The sequence below is a fragment of the Rhodopseudomonas telluris genome (genome assembly GCF_042432815.1).
Lineage (GTDB): Bacteria > Pseudomonadota > Alphaproteobacteria > Rhizobiales > Xanthobacteraceae > Rhodopseudomonas > Rhodopseudomonas telluris.
On sequence record NZ_JBHLWM010000001.1, the window covers coordinates 1,236,929 to 1,259,691 of the forward strand.

The 22,763-nt window shown below is 66.1% G+C and carries 18 protein-coding genes; 10 read left to right on the top strand and 8 right to left on the bottom strand.

Translation table 11 applies throughout. From position 1 onward, the window contains the following. Window positions 1–90 precede the first annotated feature (90 nt). Window positions 91–1,008, top strand: coding sequence for a LysR family transcriptional regulator (locus ACFFJ6_RS05660; RefSeq protein WP_378385225.1), 918 nt, complete (start codon window positions 91–93; stop codon window positions 1,006–1,008). Continuing rightward, complete coding sequence (gene alkB / locus ACFFJ6_RS05665) at window positions 1,008–1,655, top strand: DNA oxidative demethylase AlkB (protein ID WP_378385227.1); 648 nt, start codon at window positions 1,008–1,010, stop codon at window positions 1,653–1,655. Before ACFFJ6_RS05660 ends, alkB begins: the two co-directional genes overlap by 1 nt. 10 nt (window positions 1,656–1,665) lie before the next feature. Here alkB and lldD read toward each other — a convergent pair whose 3' ends face one another. Together lldD and ACFFJ6_RS05675 are read right to left on the bottom strand one after the other, a co-directional pair. Further along, on the bottom strand, window positions 1,666–2,829 hold the full coding sequence (gene lldD / locus ACFFJ6_RS05670; RefSeq protein ID WP_378385229.1) for an FMN-dependent L-lactate dehydrogenase LldD: 1,164 nt from the start codon (window positions 2,827–2,829) through the stop codon (window positions 1,666–1,668). An 11-nt stretch (window positions 2,830–2,840) separates the two neighbouring features. Next, on the bottom strand, window positions 2,841–3,584 hold the full coding sequence (locus ACFFJ6_RS05675; protein WP_378385231.1) for an FCD domain-containing protein: 744 nt from the start codon (window positions 3,582–3,584) through the stop codon (window positions 2,841–2,843). A 208-nt stretch (window positions 3,585–3,792) separates the two neighbouring features. Between ACFFJ6_RS05675 and ACFFJ6_RS05680 the strand changes: the two genes are divergently transcribed. Beyond that, window positions 3,793–5,622 (top strand): FUSC family protein, encoded by a 1,830-nt coding sequence (locus tag ACFFJ6_RS05680; RefSeq protein WP_378385233.1) that lies wholly within the window; start codon window positions 3,793–3,795, stop codon window positions 5,620–5,622. A gap of 3 nt (window positions 5,623–5,625) precedes the next feature. Here the strand turns inward: ACFFJ6_RS05680 and ACFFJ6_RS05685 are convergent, their stop codons facing one another. The 6 genes from ACFFJ6_RS05685 to hpaH all read right to left on the bottom strand — a co-directional run bounded on the left by ACFFJ6_RS05685 (window position 5,626) and on the right by hpaH (window position 12,231). Next, window positions 5,626–7,251 carry a thiamine pyrophosphate-dependent enzyme gene (locus tag ACFFJ6_RS05685; protein ID WP_378385235.1) on the bottom strand — a complete coding sequence of 542 codons (1,626 nt, stop codon included), beginning with the start codon at window positions 7,249–7,251 and terminating at the stop codon, window positions 5,626–5,628. A gap of 25 nt (window positions 7,252–7,276) precedes the next feature. Beyond that, on the bottom strand, window positions 7,277–8,149 hold the full coding sequence (locus ACFFJ6_RS05690) for a fumarylacetoacetate hydrolase family protein (protein WP_378385237.1): 873 nt from the start codon (window positions 8,147–8,149) through the stop codon (window positions 7,277–7,279). A 143-nt stretch (window positions 8,150–8,292) separates the two neighbouring features. Continuing rightward, a complete protein-coding gene (hpaD, locus tag ACFFJ6_RS05695) occupies window positions 8,293–9,270 on the bottom strand; it encodes a 3,4-dihydroxyphenylacetate 2,3-dioxygenase (RefSeq protein ID WP_378385239.1) in 978 nt (325 codons plus the stop codon). Window positions 9,271–9,460: 190 nt separating this feature from the next. Then, window positions 9,461–11,014, bottom strand: coding sequence for a 5-carboxymethyl-2-hydroxymuconate semialdehyde dehydrogenase (gene hpaE / locus ACFFJ6_RS05700; RefSeq protein WP_378385241.1), 1,554 nt, complete (start codon window positions 11,012–11,014; stop codon window positions 9,461–9,463). Beyond that, window positions 11,007–11,405 (bottom strand): 5-carboxymethyl-2-hydroxymuconate Delta-isomerase, encoded by a 399-nt coding sequence (locus tag ACFFJ6_RS05705; protein WP_378385243.1) that lies wholly within the window; start codon window positions 11,403–11,405, stop codon window positions 11,007–11,009. Before ACFFJ6_RS05705 ends, hpaE begins: the two co-directional genes overlap by 8 nt. A gap of 19 nt (window positions 11,406–11,424) precedes the next feature. After that, window positions 11,425–12,231, bottom strand: coding sequence for a 2-oxo-hept-4-ene-1,7-dioate hydratase (gene hpaH / locus ACFFJ6_RS05710; protein ID WP_378385245.1), 807 nt, complete (start codon window positions 12,229–12,231; stop codon window positions 11,425–11,427). A gap of 245 nt (window positions 12,232–12,476) precedes the next feature. On the opposite strand from hpaH, the gene hpaR reads away from it, so the two are divergent. The 7 genes from hpaR to ACFFJ6_RS05745 all read left to right on the top strand — a co-directional run bounded on the left by hpaR (window position 12,477) and on the right by ACFFJ6_RS05745 (window position 22,741). Next, window positions 12,477–12,971, top strand: a complete 495-nt coding sequence (hpaR, locus tag ACFFJ6_RS05715; RefSeq protein WP_378385751.1) for a homoprotocatechuate degradation operon regulator HpaR — start codon at window positions 12,477–12,479, stop codon at window positions 12,969–12,971. An 84-nt stretch (window positions 12,972–13,055) separates the two neighbouring features. After that, window positions 13,056–14,141 (top strand): malate/lactate/ureidoglycolate dehydrogenase, encoded by a 1,086-nt coding sequence (locus tag ACFFJ6_RS05720; protein WP_378385247.1) that lies wholly within the window; start codon window positions 13,056–13,058, stop codon window positions 14,139–14,141. 124 nt (window positions 14,142–14,265) lie between these two features. Beyond that, entirely contained in the window at window positions 14,266–15,042 is a 777-nt protein-coding gene (locus ACFFJ6_RS05725; protein ID WP_378385248.1) for an HpcH/HpaI aldolase family protein, read from the top strand. Between the two features lie 323 nt (window positions 15,043–15,365). After that, entirely contained in the window at window positions 15,366–18,710 is a 3,345-nt protein-coding gene (locus ACFFJ6_RS05730; protein ID WP_378385250.1) for a transglutaminase family protein, read from the top strand. A 23-nt stretch (window positions 18,711–18,733) separates the two neighbouring features. After that, window positions 18,734–21,235 carry a circularly permuted type 2 ATP-grasp protein gene (locus ACFFJ6_RS05735; RefSeq protein ID WP_378385252.1) on the top strand — a complete coding sequence of 834 codons (2,502 nt, stop codon included), beginning with the start codon at window positions 18,734–18,736 and terminating at the stop codon, window positions 21,233–21,235. Further along, a complete protein-coding gene (locus ACFFJ6_RS05740) occupies window positions 21,232–22,110 on the top strand; it encodes a transglutaminase family protein (protein ID WP_378385254.1) in 879 nt (292 codons plus the stop codon). Before ACFFJ6_RS05735 ends, ACFFJ6_RS05740 begins: the two co-directional genes overlap by 4 nt. 199 nt (window positions 22,111–22,309) lie before the next feature. Continuing rightward, window positions 22,310–22,741 carry a cache domain-containing protein gene (locus ACFFJ6_RS05745; RefSeq protein ID WP_378385753.1) on the top strand — a complete coding sequence of 144 codons (432 nt, stop codon included), beginning with the start codon at window positions 22,310–22,312 and terminating at the stop codon, window positions 22,739–22,741. The last annotated feature ends 22 nt before the right edge of the window (window positions 22,742–22,763 follow it).

Sequence of the window (22,763 nt, forward strand, 5' to 3'; positions counted from 1 at the left end):
CTGCTTGACGAGGAGAGAGATGGTCCCTTCTAATGATTGGAGCAATCAGTTGATTTGACACTTCATTGTTGCGTCATTTGAAATAGTGCCATGGATCGTCTGGACACCATGAATGCGTTCGCCACCGTCGCCGAGCTGCAGGGTTTTGCTCCGGCCGCGCGGAAGCTTGGCCTGTCGCCGTCTGCGGTGACTCGCCTGGTTGCGGCGCTGGAAGACCGGCTCGGCACCAGGCTGCTGCAGCGGACGACGCGTTCGGTCGCACTCACCGACACCGGAGTCCGCTATCTGGAGCGGGTCCGGCGCATCCTGGCCGATGTCGAAGAGGCGGATGCCTCGGCCTCGGCCGAGCGAGTCACGCCCTCCGGCAAATTAGTGGTGTCGGCGCCGGTGGGTTTCGGCCGGCGCTATATCGCGCCGCTGCTGTCGGACTATTTGAAGCGCTATCCCGAAGTGACCGGCGAATTGCGATTGTCGGATCTGATGATCAATCTGGTCGAAGACGGCGTCGATTGCGCCGTCCGGATTGGACATCTCGCAGATTCGAGTCTGGTGGCCCGGCAACTCGGTGCAATGCGGCGGATCGTGGTGGCGTCGCCGGACTATCTGGCGGCTCGCGGGACGCCCGACACGCCAGCCGACATCGCCGCGCATGATATCGTTCACTTCGGCCAGACCGGATCGCCGATCGATTGGCGCTTCGTCGTGGACGGCCGCGATGTCCGCGTCGCCTGCGCCCCGCGCCTTGTCAGCAACGTTGCCGACGTCGCCATCCTGCATGCCGAGCAGGGCGGCGGCCTGACGCGCGTGCTGGCCTATCAGGCCGCGGACGCGATTGCGGCGGGGCGGCTGCAGATCGTGCTCGCGAACTACGAGGTGCCACCGTTGCCGATCGCGATCGTCTACCCGACCTCTCGGCTGCTCTCAGCCAAAGTCCGTGCCTTCATCGATATCGCGGTGGAAACGGGCGACTGGCGCTTCGGCGGCGAGGCCGAGAGGACTGCGTTGTGATGGCGGATCTGTTCGACAGCCTCGACGAGTCGCCTCGGCGCGAAGATATCGCGCCCGGCGCCGCGTTGCTAAGCGGTTTCGCTCGTGATCAGGAGCGTGAGGTGCTTGCGGCGATCAATGAGGTGGTTGCCCGCGCCCCGTTTCGACACATGACTACGCCGGGCGGTCACACGATGTCGGTGGCGATGACGAGTTGCGGCACGGCCGGCTGGGTCACGGACCGTCGCGGCTATCGGTATTCGCCAAACGATCCGGAGAGCGCAACGCCTTGGCCCGAGATGCCCGCCGTGCTGCGCGATCTCGCGCGTCGCGCCGCGGCGGAGGTTGGCTTCGCCGGCTTCGATCCGGACGCCTGCCTGATCAACCGCTATGTCCCCGGCGCCAAGATGGCGCTGCATCAGGACAAGGACGAGCGCGATTTTTCGGCGCCGATTGTCTCGGTCTCGCTCGGCTTGCCGGCGATCTTCCAGTTCGGCGGCATGGCCCGCAGCGACAAGCCGCGCCGCTACGAACTTCGCCACAGCGACGTGTTGGTCTGGGGCGGCCCGACGCGGCTCGTGTATCACGGCGTGCTGGCGCTGAAGGACGGCGAGCACCCGCTGCTCGGCCGTCAGCGCATCAACCTGACGTTCCGCAAAGCGCTGTGAACTGCCGGAGTCACGCCGCCAGATTCAGATCGGCGATTCCGGCTGAGACCAGGCTGTCGCGCGAGATATCCGCAATGCGGCGTGCGCCGGTCAGCGTCATCGCCACTCGCATTTCCTTGTCGATCAGTTCGAGCAGCTTCGCGACTCCCTTTTCACCGGCGGCTGCGAGCGCATAGACGAAGGCGCGGCCGAGCAGGACACCGTCGGCGCCCTGCGCCAGCATGCGGACGACGTCGAGGCCGGAGCGAATGCCGGAATCGACCAGCACAGTGAGCTCGCCTTTGACCGCATCGGCGATCGCCGGCAGCGCCCGCACGGTCGACAGCACGCCGTCCAGTTGGCGGCCGCCATGGTTGGACACGACGATGCCGTCGGCGCCGAACCGCACCGCGTCGCGTGCGTCCTGCGGATCGAGGATGCCCTTGAGGATCATCTCGCCCTTCCAGGAGTCGCGGATCCATTGCAGATCGCGCCAGCCGATCGACGGATCGAAATTCGCGCCGAGCCAGCCGACATAATCGTCGAGCGCGATCTTCCGCTTCAGATAGGCGCTGACATTGCCGAGATCGTGCGGGCGGCCGCGCAGGCCGACATCCCACGCCCAGCGCGGATGGCTGATCGCCTGCAGCGCGCGGCGGAACGCGGCGTTCGGGCCCGACATGCCCGAATGCGCATCGCGATAGCGTGCCCCCGGCACCGGCATATCGACCGTGAACAGCAACGTGCGAACACCGGCCGCCCAGGCTCGCTCCAGCGCGTTGGCCATGAAGCCGCGGTCCTTCAGCACATAGAGCTGAAACCAGATCGGCTGGTCGACGTGGCTCTGCACTTCTTCGATTGGGCAGACCGAGACGGTCGACAGCGTGAAGGGAATGCCGCGCGCCGTCGCGGCGCGCGCGGCCTGGACCTCGCCGCGGCGTGCATACATGCCGGTCAGTCCGACTGGCGCCAGCGCCACCGGCAAGCTCATGTCGCGGCCGAACAGCCGCGCCGAGAGATCGACGGTGCCGACCTCCTTCAGCACGCGCTGGCGCAGCGCCAGCTGTTGCAAATCGTCGCAATTCCGCCGCAGCGTCTGCTCGGCATAGGCGCCGCCGTCGATGTAATGAAACAGGAAGGGCGGCAGGCGACGGCGAGCGGCTTCGCGGAAGTCGAGTGGTGACGAAATGATCATGGCGCGGCGTCTCACTCCTGGGCGATGTGTTGTAGCGCGCGCGAAGCCCGGCGCTGGCGTTGTGCGTCCTCTTCGATCCGCTGCAGGCGATCCTCGACGAAATCGAGGTGTCGGCTGGCGGCGGCGCGCGCGGACTCAGCGTCGCCGCTGATGACGGCGTCGCGGATCTCACGGTGCTGATCGTTCAGTTCGTCGAGAATGCCGGGCAGGTGATAGAGCCGGCGAAGGCTCTGCGAAATACTGGCTTCCAACAGGCCGAGCAGGCCGGCCATCACCTGCTGCAGGACGACGTTGTGAGCTGCGGTGCAGACGGCCATGTGGAAGGCGGCGTCGAGCCGCGCCTGCGCATCCAGATCGTCGGCCGGCGCGTTCAACACGCCCTGATAAGCAACCTCGAGCATCGCCTTGTCGGCCTCGTCGGCACGAAGCGCGGCGAAGGAGGCGGTCTCGCCTTCGATCAGTCTGCGGATTTCCATCACGTCGCGCCAGTAGCCCGCCTCGCTGCGCGCCAGTGACGCCAGCGGCAGCAGGGCGGTGCGCATCGGGTCGGAATCCGTCGCGGCAGTCACGAACGTTCCGCCGCCATGCCGGCTGACCAGCAGGCCGCGCGTGGCGAGTTGCCGAATGGCCTCGCGCAGCGTCGGCCGCGAAACCCCGAGGTCGACAGCGAGCTGCCGCTCCGAAGGAACGCGATCCCCCGGTTTCAAGCCGCGCAGCGCGATCAGCGCTTCAATCCGGTCCGACAGCGACTCCATGAGCATTCGACCCCTTCAGTTTTGGTCTTACCACTTTGGCGTTCGCCGAGGTGGACGTTGATCGAAATGGCGTATATCTTTATGATTGATCTGGATCAATGTATATATTGGTCTTACCAATTCTGGCAGGGTTGTCGCGATGGCCGATGGGACGGGTATGAATGAGCGCTTGTTGCGGTCCCGCCCGGCCAGCATGTCGGCTCCGGCGATGCGAACCGCCGCGAGCCGGTTGCGGTGGGCGGCGCGTCGGCTCGAACTGCGGGCGATCGGCCTGGCGCCCGAACAGTTCAGCCTCGCCGAAGGCGCGCGGGCTGCGATCGCGGTCGCCGTCCCTCTGGTGATCGCCGTCGCGGCCGGCCAAAGCTGGATGGGCTGGTCGGTCTTTGCCGCGTTCTGGACCTGCCTGTGCGACAGCCCCGGGCCCGATCGTCTGCGTCGCCGCCTGCTGCTGAGCTTCGTTGTCTTCGGGACCGGGATTGCCTTTGTCGGCTCGTGGTCGGCGTCGTTCGCGCCCGCCGCCGGTCTGATCGCCGGCCCGCTGCTGGTGTTCGTGGTGATCCTGCTGTCGTCGGCCGTCGCTTATGGAGCGCTGCTCGGCACGCTGCTGGCGGTGGTGGCCGTTGTGGCGGTCGGATTCCCGCGACCACTCGATCTGGCGGCCGTCCAAGCCGTGGCCTTCCTGGCCGGCGCGGGATGGGCGTGGCTGCTGATCAATGCGATCTGGCGGATCGATCCAAAGGCGCCGCTGCGTCAGAACGGCGACGCGGTGCTGGCGCGCCTCACCGACATGACGAGCGATCTGCTGGCGATCGGACGCGGCTCGCATCGTGATACGCATTGGCACAGCGAGCACGCCGAGCATCGCCGCGCCGTGCGGCTGGCGCTGGAACGGCTGCACGGATTACTCGACCGTTACTCGGGCGAGCCTGCCGGAGTGCCGGAGCCGACGCGGCGATTGCTCGATTTCGCCGAGACCGTATTCAGCGCGCTCATCGCGCTGGATCAGGCCTTCATCGATGGGCTGGGCTCGGCGCAGGAGCGTGCGGCCGTCACGCGCGCGTATGGTATTGCGCTCAGATACATCCGCCACGATCCGGCGAAGCTGGCGAACCTTCGACGCAGCCGCGCGCGGCTCGGCAGGTTGCGCGAAAACTTGTCTGATCCACTGTTGGCCGGCTGCGTCGTCGCACTCGATGAGGCCCTCACACTGATCGCGGAGCGTGGCCGGCAGCGGGGCCGTGAAGACATCGTCCCGCCGACAAATCGTCCGACGTGGCGCGAGAAGCTGTGCCCCGGTCTGCGCCAGGCGGCGCGGCAATCCGCAGGCGTGGTCGCGGTCTACGCCGCGGCGCTCGCGTTCGATCTTGGCTATCCCTACTGGGCGACGATGGCCGTCGTCGTTGTTCTCCAAGGTGGCGTCCGCTCGACCTGGACGCGCACCATCGAGCGCATTCTCGGAAGCCTGCTCGGCGGTTCACTCGCGCTGGCGCTGCTCCACGTTGTCGATGCCAAGATCTTGTTGTCAGGCGTCGCGATCCTGCTGGCGACCGCTGCGATCGCGTTGCGCAGCGTTAACTACACGGCCTTCGTGGTGTTTCTGACCATGCTGTTCATCATCGTCGCCGAAATGCTGCAGCCGGGAACCGGTATCGTCTCGGCCCGCATGCTGGACAACGTCATCGGCAGCATCGCGGCGCTGTTGTCCGTGATCGTGTTCTGGCCGGAGCTCGGTCCGTCGCTGCAGACGCGGATCGCGCGGAGCCACGACGCCAACCGGGCCTATCACGATGCGGTGCTATCGAATGCGCCGATCGAGACCATTCACCGTCTGCGCCGCGCCGCCGGGATGGCCAGCATCGAGGCAGAGATCGCGCTGCACGATCTCGGCGGTCTGCTGCGTTGGCGGCAGCGGCTGTCGACCGAGCAGGCCACCGTGCTGATGGACGTTCGCCGGCTCGCCGGTCACGCTGCCGTCGCGTGGCATCAACGCCTCGCGGCATCGCCGCAGGAGGTCGCCGCTCACGGCGACCGGTACTAACCGTTACGGCTTCGGCGGGTGAATGAATGGCCACGGGCTGGCCTCGCTGTCGCGCGGCACGTCGATGGCGATCAATTGCGGGCCGCCAGCGGCCAGCGCCTTCTCCAACGCGGGACGGAAGTGATCGGGGGACGTCACGCGCGACGCGCCGACGCCGAACGATTCCGCCAGCTTGACGAAATCCGGATTGACCAGATCGGACGCCACCACGCGGCCTTCGAAGCCGTGCAACTGATCGCGGCGGACGTTGCCATAGGCCGAGTTGTCGAACACCAGCGTCACCACGCCGATCTTGTACTGCACGGCGGTGGCGAGCTCCTGCACGCCGAACATGAAGCCGCCGTCACCGGTGATCGCCACGACCGGCTTGTCCGGGCAGGCGACCTTGGCGCCGAGTGCGGTCGAGAAGCCGGAGCCGAGCGTGCCCTGATAGCCGGAAGTGAGGAACGTCCGGGGTTGGTAGATCGGGAAGCCGTACCACGATGCGAAACCGACCTGTGACAGTTCGTCGGTGACGATGGCATCGTCCGACAGCACGTCGCGCAGGATCTTCAAGTATGACATCTGCGGCTGGATCGCCTGGATGTCCTGCTGCGTCTTCGCCGTAGCGGCGCGGATCGTCTCGCGGCGGCCCTTGGTCTTGCTGTAGCCGACCTTGCTCACCGCGTCGGCCAGCGCCCGCGCGCCGGCTTTGGAGTCCGACACGATCGCCGCATCCGGCGTGTAGCGCCGCATTTCGGCCGGATCGATGTCGATACGCACCGACTTCAGACCATCGGGCTTGAAGGGCCAGCGGAACGTTGTCGGCAGCTCCATGCGGGTGCCGATGCCGATGATCAGATCGGTCTGCGGCCACAGCTGATAGGCTGCCGCGAAGGTCAGGCCGAGCTCGTGCCGGTTGCTGACGATGCCGCGGCCGGAGCGGAACGCCACCACCGGTGCGTCGATCATCTCGGCGAGTTCGAGGATTTCGTCACCGGCGTCGAGCGCGCCGCCGCCGACGAAGATCATCGGCGTCTTGCTGGCCGCGATCAGCTTGGCGGCAGCCGCGACGCGGTCGGGATCGGGCGCGGGCGGCGCGACCGGATCGAGCTTCAGCGCCGCTGCGGTCTCGGCGCGCTGCGTGAACACGTCCCACGGCATCTCCAGCGCCACCGGCCCGCGCCGGCCGCTCATCATCTCCTGGAACGCCCGCGCCACCAGCGCCGGCGCCTGGCCGGGATATTCGATGCGGTCGGCCCATTTCATGAAGCTGCGCAGCGTCGCGAGCTGATCCGGCATCTCGTGCAGATGGCCGCGGCCCTTGCCGAGATAGGCGCTCGGCACCTGGCCGGTGAGGCACATCACCGGCTCGTTGCAGCCGAAGGCGGTCAGCAGCGCGGCGCCGGCGTTGAGGACGCCGGGGCCGGGCACGACGCTGAACACGCCGGGCTTGCCCGACGCACGGGCGTAGCCGAACGCCATGTAGCCGCAGGCCTGCTCGTGCCTTGCGCCGATCACCTTCATCTGTGCCTTGGCGAAGCCGTCGAACAGACCGTAGATCTGTGCGCCGGGCAGGCCGAACACGGTGTCGATGCCGTGGGCGACCAGGCCCTGCACGATCGCTTCGCCGCCAGTGATGACGCTCATGGAGTTTCCTGTATCGCTGGAGTGATTAGTCGGCTTCGTCGATGACGCCGTTGCGCAAGATGCCGATGCCGTCGGCCTCGACCTCGATGGCGTCGCCTGGCTTCAGATACACCGGCGGCTCGGCCCGCGCGCCGGCGCCGGACGGCGTGCCGGTGACGATGATGTCACCCGGCACCAGCGTGGTGAAGGTCGAGATGTAGTGGATGAGATAGCGGAAGCCGAAGATCATCCGCGAGGTGCGGTCGTCCTGCCGGGTCTCGCCGTTGACGCGCGTGGTCAGGCGGATGTCGGCGATCTGCGCTTCATTGGTGTAGGGCACCAGCCACGGTCCGATGCTGCCGGTGTGGTCGAAATTCTTGCCTTGCGTCACGTTGAACTTGGCGTGGCGCACCCAGTCGCGAATCGTGCCTTCGTTGCACAGCGTGATCGCGGCGATGTGGTTCAGCGCGTCGGCCTCGGCGATGTGCCGGCCGCCCTTGCCAATCACCAGCGTCAGCTCGCCCTCGTAGTCCAGCAGCTTGGACGCCTTTGGCCGCACCAGCGGCGTGCCGTGGCCGACGAAGGAGCGCGGTGTGCGCATGAACATCGACGGAAATTTCGGCGCCTCGCTGCCGTCTTTGTATTCGGCGTTGCGGTCCGGATAGTTGACGCCGACGCAGATGATCTTTTCCGGCTGCGGGATCGGCGGCTCGAATTTCACCGCGTCGCGGGCGAAATCGGGCGCGGTGTAGTCGGCCTCGTCGACGATCCGGGTCAGCGCGCCGGCCGCGATCACCTCGCGCAGCGTCGGGTAATCATTGGCGTGGCGCGCCGACCAATCGACGACGCCATGATCGCACACCGCGCCGTAGCGGGTGAGGCCGTTGACGGTGAAGGTGGCGAGGCGAGGCGTGGTCATGGCGGCATGTCCTTGTTGCAAGGCCGTCTTGCGAGGCCGTCATCACCCGCGAATGCGGGTGACCCAGTATTCCAGAGCGGTCGTGTTTCGAACCGGCGCTCTGGCATACTGGATCGCCCGGACGAGCCGGGCGATGACCGGGGTCAATCCGCAATCACCACATCGGCTACGAACACCGGCTCGCGGACCTCCTGACCGGGGAACGGCGAGCCTTGTTCGAACCAGGAGCGCGGCGCGGGGGCGCCCCACAGGGTCTGGCGGCGCGGGTCGCGCAGCGACCAGCGCAGCGGCTCGTGGTCGTGGTCCATGGTCTGGTAGTCGCTGCAATACAGCTCGATGCGGTGGCCGTCCGGATCGCGAACGTAGAGGAAGAACGCGTTCGAAATGCCGTGGCGGCCGGGGCCGCGCTCCAGCGCCAGCCCCCTCGACGCCATCACGTCGCACAGGTGGATGATGTTCAGCGGGCCGGGCACCCAATAGGCGAAATGATGCAGCCGCGGCCCCTTGCCATTGGTGATGGCGAAGTCGTGGACGTTGCCCTTGCGGTGCATCCAGGCCGCGGCAATGCGGCCGCCGTCGCCGTCCTCCTCGGCGTATTCGGTGAGGCGGAAGCCGAGCCGGGCATAGAAGTCGATCGTGTCCTGCGTCTCGGCGGCGAACACGTTGAAGTGGTCAAGCCGCTGCGGATGGCAGCCCTTGTAGCGCTCGTAGCGGCGGAGCAGATGCGGCCGCTTGTCCATCGTGGCGTAGAACTCGAGCCGGAAGCCGAACGGATCGGTGACGTGCAGCGTCCGCCCCTGGAACGGCCGGTCGACGAAGCTGTACAGCACGCCGTGCTCGGCGAACCAGCTGCCGGCCTTGTCGAGATCGGCTTCGCTGCCGACCTTGAACCCGAGCCGCGCCGCCGCGGATTGCTCGGCCTTACGCAGCACCACCGAGTGATGCTGATGCTCCTCGCTGCCACGCAGATACGCGGTGGTGTCGTCGCGATCCTCTACATGCAGGCCGATGATGTTGTCGTAGAACTCGACGCTCTTGTTCAGATCGACGACGTCGAGCACGACATGGCTGGAGCGGACGATGTTGAACGGCGGATCGAACACGTGTTGCGGCACCGGCATTGCAGGGTCCCCAGGAAGCCTAGTTGTTAGTTCACAGAATCAAAGTTCGTCATTCCGGGGCGCCGCGAAGCGGCGAGCCCGGAATCCATAACCCCTGTGTTGGCGGCTGTGCACGAACGCGCCGGCAGGGAGTATGGATTCCGGGTTCGCGCTTCGCGCGCCCCGGAATGACAGGTCGAGAAGCCCAGCACTACACCGCCCCCAGCTTCTGGATCTTGTGCGTCCCGCGCGCCAGCGAGACGTGCTTGGTTTCCATGTAGAACTCGAACGAGTAGTCGCCGCCGTCGCGGCCGATGCCGGACTGCTTCATGCCGCCGAAGGGCGTCGGCAGATGGCGGACGTTTTCCGAGTTCAGCCAGATCATGCCGGCTTCGAGCGCATCGGCGACGCGCAGACCGCGGCCCATGTCGCCGGTCCACACGTAGCCGGTGAGGCCGTAGCGGATGTCGTTGGCAACGGCGATCGCCTCAGCCTCGTCCTTGAACGGGATCACGGTGAGGAACGGCCCGAACACTTCGTCCTGCGCGACGCGCATGTCGCTGCGCGCGCCAGTCACCAGCGTCGGCTGCACATAATGGCCGCCACCGGGACCTTCATAACGCGCGCCGCCGACCGCGACGGTCGCGCCGTCCTTCCTGGCGATATCGAAATACGAGCACACCTTGTCGAGATGGCGCTGATGGATCAGCGGCCCGACTTCGGTCGCCGGATCGAGCGGATGCCCGACCTTCAGCGCACGGACGCGGGCGGCCAGTTTCTCGATGAATTTGTCGGCGATGGACTGCTGGACCAACAGCCGGCTCGACGAGGTGCAGCGCTCGCCGTTGAGCGAGTAGATCATGAACACCACGGCGTCGAGCGCGCGGTCGAGGTCGGCGTCGTCGAACACGATCACCGGGTTCTTGCCGCCGAGTTCGAAATGCACGCGCTTCAGCGTCGGCGCGCCCTGCGCCATGATAGCGGCGCCGGTCGCGGTCTCGCCGACGAAGGCGATCGCCTTGATGGCCGGATGCTCGGTGAGCGCCTTGCCGGCCTCTTCGCCGAAGCCGTGCACGGTGTTGAGCACGCCGTGCGGCAGGCCGGCGTCCTTGCAGATCCGCGTCAGCATGTCGGCCGTCACCGGCGACCATTCGGCCGGCTTGTGCACGACGGTGCAGCCGGCAGCCAGCGCCGGCGCGATCTTCCAGGTCGACAGCATGAACGGCGTGTTCCACGGCGTGATCACGCCGACCGGGCCGATCGGCACCCGGGTCGACACGTTCCAGTGCTCGTCGCTCGGCGTATTCAGGCCGTCGCGCGCCTCGGCGCATTTGTCGGCGAAGAAGCGGAAGTTCTCGGCGGCGCGGATCGCGGCCTTGGCCATGAAGCGATGCGCCTGGCCGGTGTCGATGCATTCGAGCACGGCGATGTCGTCGGCGCGCGCCTCAATCGCATCGGCGATCTTGTTCAAGATCTTCCGCCGTTTCGCCGGCGCCATGTCGCGCCAAGCAGGGAAGGCGTCCTTCGCTGCTTTTGCGGCGCGATCGATATCCGCCGCCGTGCCGCGCGCCACTTGCGCCAGCTCCGCATTGTCGATCGGCGACGAGGTCGCGAAGGTTTCGCCCGACGACGAGGCGACGATCTCGCCATTGATGAGATGGCCGATGCCGTCGGCTCGGAGCTGCTTGAGCAGCGGCGCGGCGCGGTCGAGATTGGCCTGGAAGGCCGAACTCGACTTCGGGGAAAGCGTGGCGGCATCAGCCATGTCGGGCCTCGGCAATCAGCAGATCGTGGATGGAGTTGCGCTTCCACGAAGTTTCCTTGTCGTTGATCATCATGTCGAACGACAGCGCGAAACCTTCGTCGGCGAACAGCGGGTCGAGATGGTGGGACAGTCTGTCGAAGACGTGCTGACCGGCTTTCTTGCGCGCGGCAAGATCGCGGCCTTCGCCGATCCGCAGCAGCATCGCCATGAACGAGAAGCTCTCGCGGCCGTCGGCGATCGCGTAGGTCTCGCAGCGGATGGCGCGAACGCGGATGCCGCCGATCGGAAAGATGCCGGTCTCCAGCGCGGAAACGCGCACCAGTTCGACGACGGCGCGCATGTCGACGCGGTCGTCGAGATTGGCGGAGTATTCGATGGTGAAATGCGGCATCGGTGCCTCGCTTAGTCCATCATCCGAAGTAACAGCTGACGCTGCCATAGGCGCCATAATCCGCCTGGATGGTGTCGCCCTTGCGGCATTCGATGGCGCGGATGAACGAGCCGGCCAGCACCACCTGTCCCGGCTCCAGCGCCAGCCCCTGCGGGGCGATCTTGTTGGCGAGCCATGCGACCGCGGTGGCTGGATGATTGAGTACACCTGCGGCAAGGCCCGTCTCTTCGAGCTGACCATTCTTGTAAGTCAGCGCACCGATCCAGCGCAGATCAGTGTCGAGCGGGCGGATCGGCCGGCCGCCGACCACGATGCCGGCATTCGCCGCATTGTCGGCGATGGTGTCGAAGATCTTGCGCGTCGCCTTGGTTTCCGGATCGACGCGTTGCACCCGCGTATCGAGGATCTCCAGCGCCGGCACCACGAAGTCCGTGGCGTTCAGCACGTCGAAGATGGTGCAGTCGGGCCCGGCGAGGCGATGCTTCATCACGAAGGCGAGTTCGGCCTCGATCCGCGTCGCGATGAAGCGATCGGTCGGCACCACGCCGCCGTCGTTGAAGAACATGTCGTCGAGCAGCACGCCGGAATCCGGCTCATCGATATTCAGCTGGCTCTGCATCGCCTTCGAGGTCAGACCGATCTTGTGGCCGCGCACGCGTCTTCCGTTAGCGACCTTTAGGTCCATCCACGCACTTTGAATCGCGTAGGCGTCGGGAATCGTGATCGTCGGATGATCCAGCGACAGCTGGCGGATCTGCACCTTGGTCTTTTCGGCCTGATGCAGCCGCTCAGCCGCGGCGCGAATTTCGTTGGTCGACAACGCCATGCTCGGCTTCCGCCTCGTTTTCCATCCCTGCGCCGACGCCCTCGAAAACGCTCGCGCACGAACTGATTAACATGTTAAATGATCGGGCTCAAACCCAAACCGTGCTTGTTGCAATGCAAAAATCACCTCCGTCGTCATTGCGAGCGAAGCGAAGCAATCCAGCCGCACGTACCGGCGCTGGATTGCCTCGGCGCGATGCGCCTCGCAATGACACGGATGGGCAAGCGCAGAATAAAGACGCGCCGATCCGCGAGTTCTCGCGCTCACTGCCGATGCTGCTGTTGCGTGGCCGCGAAGCCGTGATGCGGCACTTCCGGCCGTTGCTGCGGGCGCATGGGCTCAGCGAGCAGCAATGGCGCATCCTGCGCGCGCTCAGCGCGGTCGATGCTATCGAGGTCACCGAGCTGGCGCATGACGCGTTTCTGCTCGGCCCCAGCCTGTCGCGCATCCTGCGCGATCTCGAAAGCCGCAAGCTGCTTGCGCGCAAGACTGCGCGCGAAGATCAGCGCCGCAGCATGGTGTCGATCACGCCGAAGGGCGTGAAGCTGATCGAGACCGTCGGTCCATTCTCTGAAGCCATCTATGCAGAGATCGCGCGCCGTTACGGCGGGGCGCAGCTCGGCGAGTTGCAGGATCTGTTGCGTACGCTCGACGACAGCTTGTCGGCGATGCCGGTGCGCCATGCCGCGGGCGCGGTGGACAGCGACGCTGATTTTGGTTCAACTCGCCGGCGCAAATGACGGCCGCAGGCGATGCGCCGGGCCGCGAGGGGAGGAGACGATGAGCGATCAGCCGGGCCAGCCCCGCCGGGGAAGGGCGTCGTCATGGTGACGCTGAAAGCCGACAAACTCATCGACTTCGTCGCGCAGGTGTTCGAACGCGCCGGCTCGTCCAAGGACGAAGCGCGCCGCATCGGTTCCTATCTTACCACCGCCAATCTCACCGGCCACGATAGCCACGGCGTCATTCGTGTGCCGGTGTACATCCGCTGGCGCAAGGCCGGCGCGGTGCATCCCGATCGGGTCGTTGATGTGCCGGTCGATCTGCCGTCGCTGGCGATCGTCGACGGCAAGTTCGGCTATGGCCAGACCGTCGGGCCGCAGGCGGTGCGGATCGGCATCGACAAATGCAAGGCGCAGGGCCTTGCTGCGGTCGGGTTGAAGAACGCCGGGCATATCGGCCGCATCGGCGACTGGGCCGAGATGGCGGCGGCCGAAGGACTGGTGTCGATCCATTTCGTCACCGCGGCGGGATCCATCCTGGTGGCGCCGTTCGGCGGCGTCGAGCGGCGGCTGTCCACCGCGCCGTATTGTGTCGGCATTCCGCGGTACGGCGCACCGCCGGTGGTGCTGGATCTCGCGACCTCGATCGTGGCCGAAGGCAAGGTGCTGGTCGCGGCGCGCGGTGGCAAGACGCTGCCGGAAGGTGCGCTGATCAACCCGGACGGCAGCCTCAGCCAGGATCCGGCGACTCTCTACGGCCCGCACGAAAAGGACGGCCCCATCAACCATGCCAACGGCCAGGGCGCGATCCGCGCCTTCGGCGAGCACAAGGGCTCGGGCCTGGCGCTGATCTGCGAACTGCTCGGCGGCGCGCTCACCGGCAACGGCGCGACAGGGCCGAACCGGCCGTTCGCCAACGGCATGTTCTCGATCTATGTCGATCCGCAGTGGATCGATCCGTCGCATGTGTTCGACGCTGAAGTGACGCGCTACATCGATTACTTCAAGAGCGCCAAGACGGTCGCGGGCGTCGACCAGGTGCTGATCCCCGGCGATCCCGAACAGAAGACCCGCGCCGAACGCACGGCGAACGGCGTCCCGCTCCCCGACGACACCTGGGCCGCCATCGTCGCCACGGCGCGCGAAGTGGGCGTCTCCGAGCAGGCCATCCAGGCGGCGACGATGTGAGGTTTTCCGTCATTGCGAGGAGCGAAGCGACGAAGCAATCCAGCTCAGTGCACGGAACTGGATTGCTTCGCTTCGCTCGCAAAGACGGGGCGAGGTCAGTAACAAGCGACGGTAGGAAGTAGCAATGGCAAACAAAGTGAAACAACTCTGGGCCGACGGCAAAGTCGTGGTCAATGGCTGGCTGGCGATTCCGTCGGGGTTTTCGGCCGAGGTGATGGCGCAATGCGGGTTCGACAGCATCACGGTCGACATCCAGCACGGCGTGCAGGACTATCAGTCGATGGTGACCTGCTTCCAGGGGATGCAGGCGCATCCGGTGACGCCGATGGTACGGGTGCCGTGGAACGAGCCCGGCATCATCGGCAAGGTGCTGGACGGCGGCGCCTACGGGGTGATCTGCCCCATGGTGAATACCAAGCAGGAAGCGGAGAACTTTGTCCAATACTGCAAGTACCCGCCGCGCGGCACGCGCAGCAATGGCCCGATCCGCGCCGGGTTGTATGGCTCGTCGGGCAATTACCAGACGACTGCCAACGACGAGACGTTGTGCATCCCGATGATCGAAACCCGCACTGCGGTCGAGAACATGGAGGCGATCCTCGACGTCGAGGGCATCGCCGGCGTGTATATCGGGCCGAGCGATCTCGGCTTCTCCTACGGGCTGGTGCCGAAGCTCGACCGCGACGAGCCGGAGATCCTGAAGATCTACGACAAGCTGCTGAAGGAGTGCGACAAGCGTGGCATCTACCCGGGCATCCATTGCTCCGGCCCCGAAGGCGCTGCCCGCAACATCGCGCTCGGCTTCAAGCTGGTGACGCTGCTCAACGACAGCGGCATCATGGCGATCGGAGCCCGCAGCTGGGTCGCCGAGACCCGGAAGAACTCGGGCGGGAAGGCGTAGCGGGGTTCCGGTCGGCGCTCGTGCGTCTGCCACCGTCTCCTCGAGCCGCTGTCATCTTCGTCTTTCCCGTGTTCGCCATCCAAGGCCGTCATCCTCCGCGAAAGCGGAGGATCCAGTATTCCAGAGCGTTTCGAGCCTTGAGCGCTCTGGGATACTGGGTCGCCCGCCTTCGCGGGCGATGACGCTGTAAATGGTGCGAAGCTTCGATCGCCACTCCCTTTGTCTCCGGATGCGCCCCCTCCTTATGCATCCCTTGCCCTTTGTTAGCGCTTGATCCCTTCCGGTTCCGGTGTTCTGCTCAAAAAGAATGCTGGAGTTGCCCTGTGTCGATCTTCGTCGCTCTACATCACGTCACGCACTACAAATACGACCGCCCCATCGACCTTGGCCCCCAGACCATCCGGCTGCGCCCGGCGCCGCATACGCGGACGCCGATCCTGTCGTATTCGCTGAAGGTCACGCCAGCGAACCACTTCATCAACTGGCAGCAGGATCCGCAGGGCAACTGGCTGGCGCGGTTCGTGTTTCCCGAGAAGGCGGACGAGCTCAAGATCGAAGTCGACTTCACCGCGGCAATGACGGTGATCAATCCGTTCGACTTCTTTGTCGAAAGTTATGCCGAGAGCTTCCCCTTCGCCTACAGCGCCGACCTGCAGCACGAACTCGCGCCGTATCTGATCACCGAGCGGCCCGGACCGCTGTTTCAGGCTTATCTCGATTCGATTCCGCGTCAGGCCGAGAGCACGGTCAACTTCCTGGTCGATCTCAACGCCAAGCTGCGCGAGCGCGTCAACTACATCATCCGCATGGAACCGGGCGTGCAGACGCCGGAGGAGACGCTCGGCAAGGGATGCGGCTCGTGCCGCGATTCGGCGTGGCTGCTGATCCAGACGCTGCGCCATCTCGGCCTCGCGGCGCGCTTCGTCTCCGGTTACTTGATCCAGCTTCGCCCCGACATTCAGGCAATCGACGGGCCGAAGGGCGCCGAGAACGACTTCACCGATCTGCACGCCTGGGCCGAAGTCTATCTGCCCGGCGCAGGTTGGGTCGGCTTCGACGTCACCTCGGGCTTGCTCGCCGGCGAGGGGCACATCCCGGTCGCCGCCACTCCCCATTATCGCACGGCGGCGCCGATCTCCGGCGTGGTCGGCTTCGCCAATGTCGACTTCAATTTTGAGATGAAGGTCGAGCGGATTCGCGAGGCGCCACGGATCACGCTGCCGTTCTCGGACGAATCCTGGGCGCGGCTCGATGCGCTCGGCGAGAAGGTGGATGCCGATCTTGCCGCGCAGGACGTGCGGCTGACGATGGGCGGCGAGCCGACCTTCGTGTCGATCGACGATATGGAATCGCCGGAGTGGAACGTCGCGGCGGTTGGCGGTGCCAAGCGCATGCTGGCCGATGATCTGATCCGCCGGCTGCGCACGCGGTTTGCGCCGGGCGGGCTGCTGCATTACGGGCAGGGCAAATGGTATCCCGGCGAAAGCCTGCCGCGCTGGGCCTTCGGGCTGTACTGGCGCAAGGACGGCCAGCCGATCTGGAAGAACCCGAACCTGATCGCCCCGGTGTTCGGCGCGCGCCCAGCCAGGCTGGAGGAAGCCGAACAATTCGCGATCGGCACCGCGAAGCGGCTCGGCATCGACACCGACTACGTGCTGCCGGCGTTCGAGGATCCGAGCCATTGGCTCCAGAAGGAAGCCACGCTGCCGCCGAATGTCGATCCATCCGACAGCAAGCTTGCCGATCCGGAAGAGCGCGCGCGCATGGCGCGGGTGTTCGATTCCGGGCTGACGACGCCGAAGGGCTTCGTGCTGCCGATTCAGGCGTGGCAGGCCGAGGCGCCGCAGCCGAAGAAGCGGTGGCGCAGCGAGCGCTGGAAGCTGCGCCGCGGCAATCTCTTCCTGGTGCCGGGCGACTCGCCGATGGGACTGCGACTGCCGATCGCGTCGCTGCCGCATATTCCCGAAGAGGACTATCCCTATATCGTCGAGCGTGACCCGCTCGATCCGCGCGGTCCGCTACCGAGCTTCGCGCCCATGACCTTCGCACCGCCGCCTGCGGTCGAAGCCGAGCAGATGCAGGTTTTCGAACAATCGGCGAGTGCTGCGGGCGCTGCGAACCAGACCGTCGAGGAGCAGAAGCTGCGCAAGGGCGGCGTGCGCACCGCGATGTCGATCGAGATCCGCGAAGGTGTGCTGTGCGCGTTCATGCCGCCGACCGAGACCATCGATGATTATCTCGAACTGGTGTCTGCAGTGGAAGCGACCGCCGAGGAGATGCAGCTTCAGGTTCACGTCGAGGGCTATCCGCCGCCCTACGATCCGCGCATCGAGGTTATCAAGGTCACGCCTGATCCCGGCGTGATCGAGGTCAACATTCATCCGGCGCAGAACTGGCGCGAAGCGGTGCAGACGACCTTCGGTCTCTACGAAGAGGCCGCACAGGTTCGGCTCGGCGCCAACCGCTTCCTGATCGACGGCCGACACACCGGCACCGGCGGCGGCAATCACGTCGTGGTCGGCGGCGCCAGCCCGGCGGACTCGCCGTTCCTGCGGCGGCCCGATCTGCTGAAAAGCCTGGTGCTGTTCTGGCAGCGGCATCCGTCGCTGTCCTATCTGTTCTCCGGCATGTTCATCGGCCCGACCAGCCAGGCGCCGCGGATCGACGAGGCGCGGCACGATTCGCTGTATGAATTGGAGATTGCGCTGGCGCATGTGCCGCGGCCCGGCGTCAAGGCGCCGCTGTGGCTTGCCGACCGTCTATTCCGCAACATCCTGGTCGATATCACCGGCAATACGCACCGCGCCGAAATCTGCATCGACAAGATGTACTCGCCGGACAGCCCGACCGGCCGGCTCGGTCTGGTCGAATTCCGTGCTCTGGAGATGCCACCGGATCCGCGGATGTCGCTGGCGCAGCAGCTCCTGATCCGTGCGCTGATCGCGATGCTGTGGAAGCAGCCGCTGGACGGCAAGTTCGTCCGCTGGGGCACGGCGCTACATGATCGCTTCATGCTGCCGCATTTCCTGTGGGAGGACTTCCGCGACGTGCTCGGCGAGCTCGGCCGCGCCGGTTACGCATTCGAGCCGGAGTGGTTCACCGCTCAGCTCGAATTCCGTTTTCCCGTGTTCGGCAGCGTGTATCACGGCGGCGTCACGCTGGAAGTGCGTCAGGCGCTGGAGCCGTGGCATGTGCTCGGCGAGGAAGGCACCCCCGGCGGCACCGTGCGCTTCGTCGACAGTTCGGTCGAGCGGCTGCAGGTCAAGGCCGAGGGCTTCGTCGAGGGGCGTCACGTCATCACCTGCAACGGGCGCCGGCTGCCGATGACGCCGACCGCGCGCTCCGGCGAGGCGGTGGCGGCGGTGCGGTTCAAGGCGTGGCAGCCGGCTTCCGGCCTGCATCCCACCATCCCGGTTCACTCGCCTCTGGTGTTCGACATCGTCGACACCTGGAACGGCCGTTCGCTCGGCGGCTGCGTCTATCACGTGGCGCATCCCGGCGGGCGCTCCTACGAGACCCGGCCGGTCAATTCCTACGAGGCCGAGGCGCGGCGGCTGGCGCGCTTCCAGGATCACGGCCACACGCCGGGCCGGATCGAGCCGCCGCACGAAGAACGCACACTTGAATTCCCGTTGACCCTCGACTTGCGGACCCCACTGCTGCATTGATTCAACCTGCAGAGGGGGCTTCCATGGCGCAGGGCGGCAGTCAGGCGAAACGCGTCCGTCCGCGCGACCGCAAGGTCGCGCAGTGGACGCGCGACTATACGCGGCTGCCCGGCATTCCCGACGAATTCCTCGGCGAAGGCGGCGCGCCGCGGCCGGTCTGGTCGCGCTATTTCGACGCCTTTGCGGCGCTGTCGCCGGACGAGGTCGACCGCCGCTTCGGCGCCGCGGATCGCCATCTGCGCGATGCCGGCGTCACCTACCGGGCCCCGGGCGATGCCGCCGAGCGCGCCTGGTCGCTTAGCAATGTCCCGCTGCTGATCGATGATTCCGAATGGCAGCAGATCGCCGCCGGCATCGCCCAGCGCGCCACGCTGCTGGAAAAGGTGCTGCAGGATCTCTACGGCGAGGGCCGACTGATCGCCTCGGGGGCGATTCCGGCAGCGGCAATCGCCGGCAGCCCGGAATATCTGCGCGCCGTCGCCGGCGTGAAGCCGCCGGCCGGACGCTATCTGCGGATCTATGCGGCCGATATCGGCCGCGGTCCCGACGGCCGTTGGTGGGTGCTGGGCGATCGCACCCAGGCACCGTCCGGCATGGGATACGCGCTGGAAAACCGCCTGGTGCTGTCGCGGGCCTTCACCGATCTGTACAAATCGATGAATGTCGAGCGCGTCGCGCCGTTTTTCGAGGCGTTTCGCGACAGTCTGCGCGCCAGTGCCGACCGCGACGAGCCGCGCATCGGCCTGCTGACGCCCGGCCCCTTCAGCGAGACCTACTTCGAGCACGCCACGCTCGCGCGCTATCTCGGCTTCCTGCTGGTCGAGGGCGACGACCTCGCGGTGTCCGGCGATCGTGTTCACATCCGCACCGTGGCCGGGCTGAAGCGGCTCGACGTGCTGCTGCGCCGGGTCGATTCCAATTCACTCGATCCGCTCGAGCTCGACGCCTCGTCGCAACTCGGCGTGCCGGGCCTGATCGACGTGCTGCGCAAGAACGGCGTCGTCGTCGCCAACATGCCGGGCGCCGGTGTTATCGAGGCCCGCGCGCTGCTCGGCTTCCTGCCCAGCCTCAGCCGCCGCCTGCTCGATGAAGACCTGAGAATGCCGCACATCGCCACCTGGTGGTGCGGGCAGACCTCGGCGCGCGAGGAAGTGCTGTCGCGGCTCGACGATTTCGTCATCGAGGCCGCATACGGCGCGACGCTGCCGGGCTTCTCGCACAAGGGCCCGGTGCTGCCCGCGGAGCTGCCGCCGGTGGTGCGCGATCGTCTGCGCGACGCGATCGCCACGCGCGGCATGGATTACGTGGCGCAGGAGCAGGTACGGCTGTCCACCACGCCGGTGTGGGACAACGGCAAGCTGGCGCCGCGCCCGTTCGTCCTGCGGGTGTTTGCCGCCGCCACCGAGGACGGCTGGTCGATCATGCCGGGCGGCTTCTGCCGGATCGCCGAGCGGCTGGACTCGCGCGCGGTGTCGATGGGCGAAGGCGCCCGCGCCGCCGACGTTTGGGTGGTGTCGGAAGGCGCGGTGTCGACCGCCTCGCTGCTGCCGGCCGTCGAGAATGTCCGCATCCGGCGCATCACCGGCCTGCTGCCGAGCCGCGCCGCCGACAATCTGTTCTGGCTCGGCCGCTATCTCGAACGCGCCGAGGCGACGCTGCGGCTTGTGCGCGCGCTCAGCGTGCCGCAGCGCGACCCCGGCAAGGGGCCGCTGCATCAGGCGATCGAGCGCATCCAGCGGCTGCTGATCAGTTGGGGCGCGACCTCACTGGCGGCGCGCGCCCAGACGTCAAAGATCGCCGCCGATGCGTTGCACAGCGAAGAAGAGTTCGGCTCGGCGCTGTCGCTGGTCCGCGCCGCTCAGCGCAATGCCTCGTCGCTGCGCGAGCGATTGTCGCCCGATGCCTGGCAGGTGATCAGCCAGACCGCCGATCGGCTGGCGCTGCCCGCCGAGGATGAGGAGGCGGTGATCGCGCTCGCCGAGATCACCCTGCAGGAGCTCGCCAGCTTCTCCGGCCTGTCGCAGGAGAACATGAACCGCGCGGCCGGCTGGCGCTTCCTGCGCCTCGGCCGCCGTGTCGAACGCGCGATCAACACCACGCGCTGGACGCGGCAGTTCGCCGACGAAGACGCTTCGGCCGAAGATCTCGACGTACTGCTGACGCTGATCGACTGCCAGATCACCTATCGGTCGCGCTATCTGGTTGCGCCGCTGCTCGCGCCGGTGCGCGATCTCGCGGTGCTCGACCCGTACAACCCGCGCTCGGTGGCGTTTCAGGTCGAGGAACTCAACGATCACATCGCCAGCCTGCCGACCCTCAAGGAAGGCGGTTTGATCGAGCGGCCGCAGCGCCTCGCGGTCGCGCTACAGGCGACGCTGACCACCGCGGAAGCATCGGATCTCGACAGCCGCAAGCTGTTCGCGCTGGAGCAGGATCTGTTGTCGCTGGCCGACGCCATCGGCTCGCACTACTTTCCGCATGGCGCCAGCGCGACCCGGCCCGAGAAACTGACGGGGCTGGCGTGATCTACGATATCCGTCACGTCACCAGCTACAGCTACGGCAGCCAGGTCAGCTTCGCGCGCTGCTCGCTGCGGCTGACGCCGCTGAGCGATGTGCATCAAAGGCTGATCTCGCACAGCATCGAGATCAAACCGAAGCCGGCGACGCGCACCACGCGCGTGGATTTCTTCGGTATTCCGACCGAGAGCATCGTGATCGAAACGCCCCACAAGGCGCTGAGGATCGACAGCCGCTCGCGCGTCGAGGTCGATCGCGTGCCGCCGGCGCGCGATGCCGGCAGCAGCGCGTGGGAAAGCGTTCGCGAAGCTGCGCTGGATTGCGCCAGCCTCGATGCCCATGCACCGGTCGGCTATGTGTTTCCAAGCGCGCTCGCGCCGATCCAATCGGCCGTGACCCGCTATGCGGCGAAGAGTTTTCCGCCGGCGCGCGGCATCCTGACTGCGGTGGCAGATCTGATGCGCCGGATCCACACCGAGTTCCGCTACGATCCGAAAGCGACGGTGATTTCGACGCCGCTCGCCGAAGTATTCGAGAAGCGGCACGGTGTCTGCCAGGACTTCGCGCACGTCATGATCGCCGGCCTGCGCGGGCTCGGCCTGTCGGCCGCCTATGTCAGCGGTTACTTGCGAACCTATCCGCCGGCCGGCCAGGAGCGGCTGCAGGGCGCCGACGCGACCCACGCCTGGGTGTCGGTGTGGTGCGGCAACGAGACCGGCTGGGTCGGTTTCGATCCGACCAACGACCTGCTGGTCGCCAACGATCATATCGTGCTGGCGGTCGGTCGGGACTTCTCGGATGTATCGCCGGTCGACGGCGTCATCGTCGGCTCGCGTCGTCAAAAGCTCTCGGTCGCAGTGGACGTCATCCCGGTCGAGTAGCGGCGATGATGAGTTGCGAATGGCGATGAGCTGGTTTCGGATTTGTTGATTCCAGGTAGTTCTGCCAGGCGACGGGCCTCGTAACTAAGCGAGGTGCCGATTTAACGCCTCGTTCGCGTTTGGTTGAGAATGTGACGTGTCGCCATTTGGTTCGACGGGTCGCAGGAGATTGCGCGTGTCCAGGAAGTTGTGGTTTGCCATCGGTGTCGTTGTCGCCGCCGGTGCAATTTCGCCCGTCTTTGCGCAGGCCAGCAAGGATGATGCGGTTGCGATGGTCAAGAAAGCTGTCGCGGCGATCAAGTTCGATGGGGCTGAGAAGACGTATCCGCTGATCAGCGACAAGGCCGGTCCGTTCGTCAAGGACGATCTCTACGTCGTGGTGTATCAGCTCGACGGCAAGGTGCTGGCCCACGGCGCCAACGCCAAGTTCATCGGCAAGGACATGATCGACGCACAGGACGTCGACGGCAAGCTCTACGTCAAGGAGCGCGTCGAACTCGCCGCCAAGCAGCCCTCATTCTGGCAGGACTACAAGTTCGTCAATCCGGTGAGCAAGAAGGTCGAGCCGAAGGAGATGTACTGCGAGCGCCTCGACAACACCGCGGTGTGCGCGGGCGTTTACAAGCTTTGACGAGAGTGTTCCGCCCCTTGCG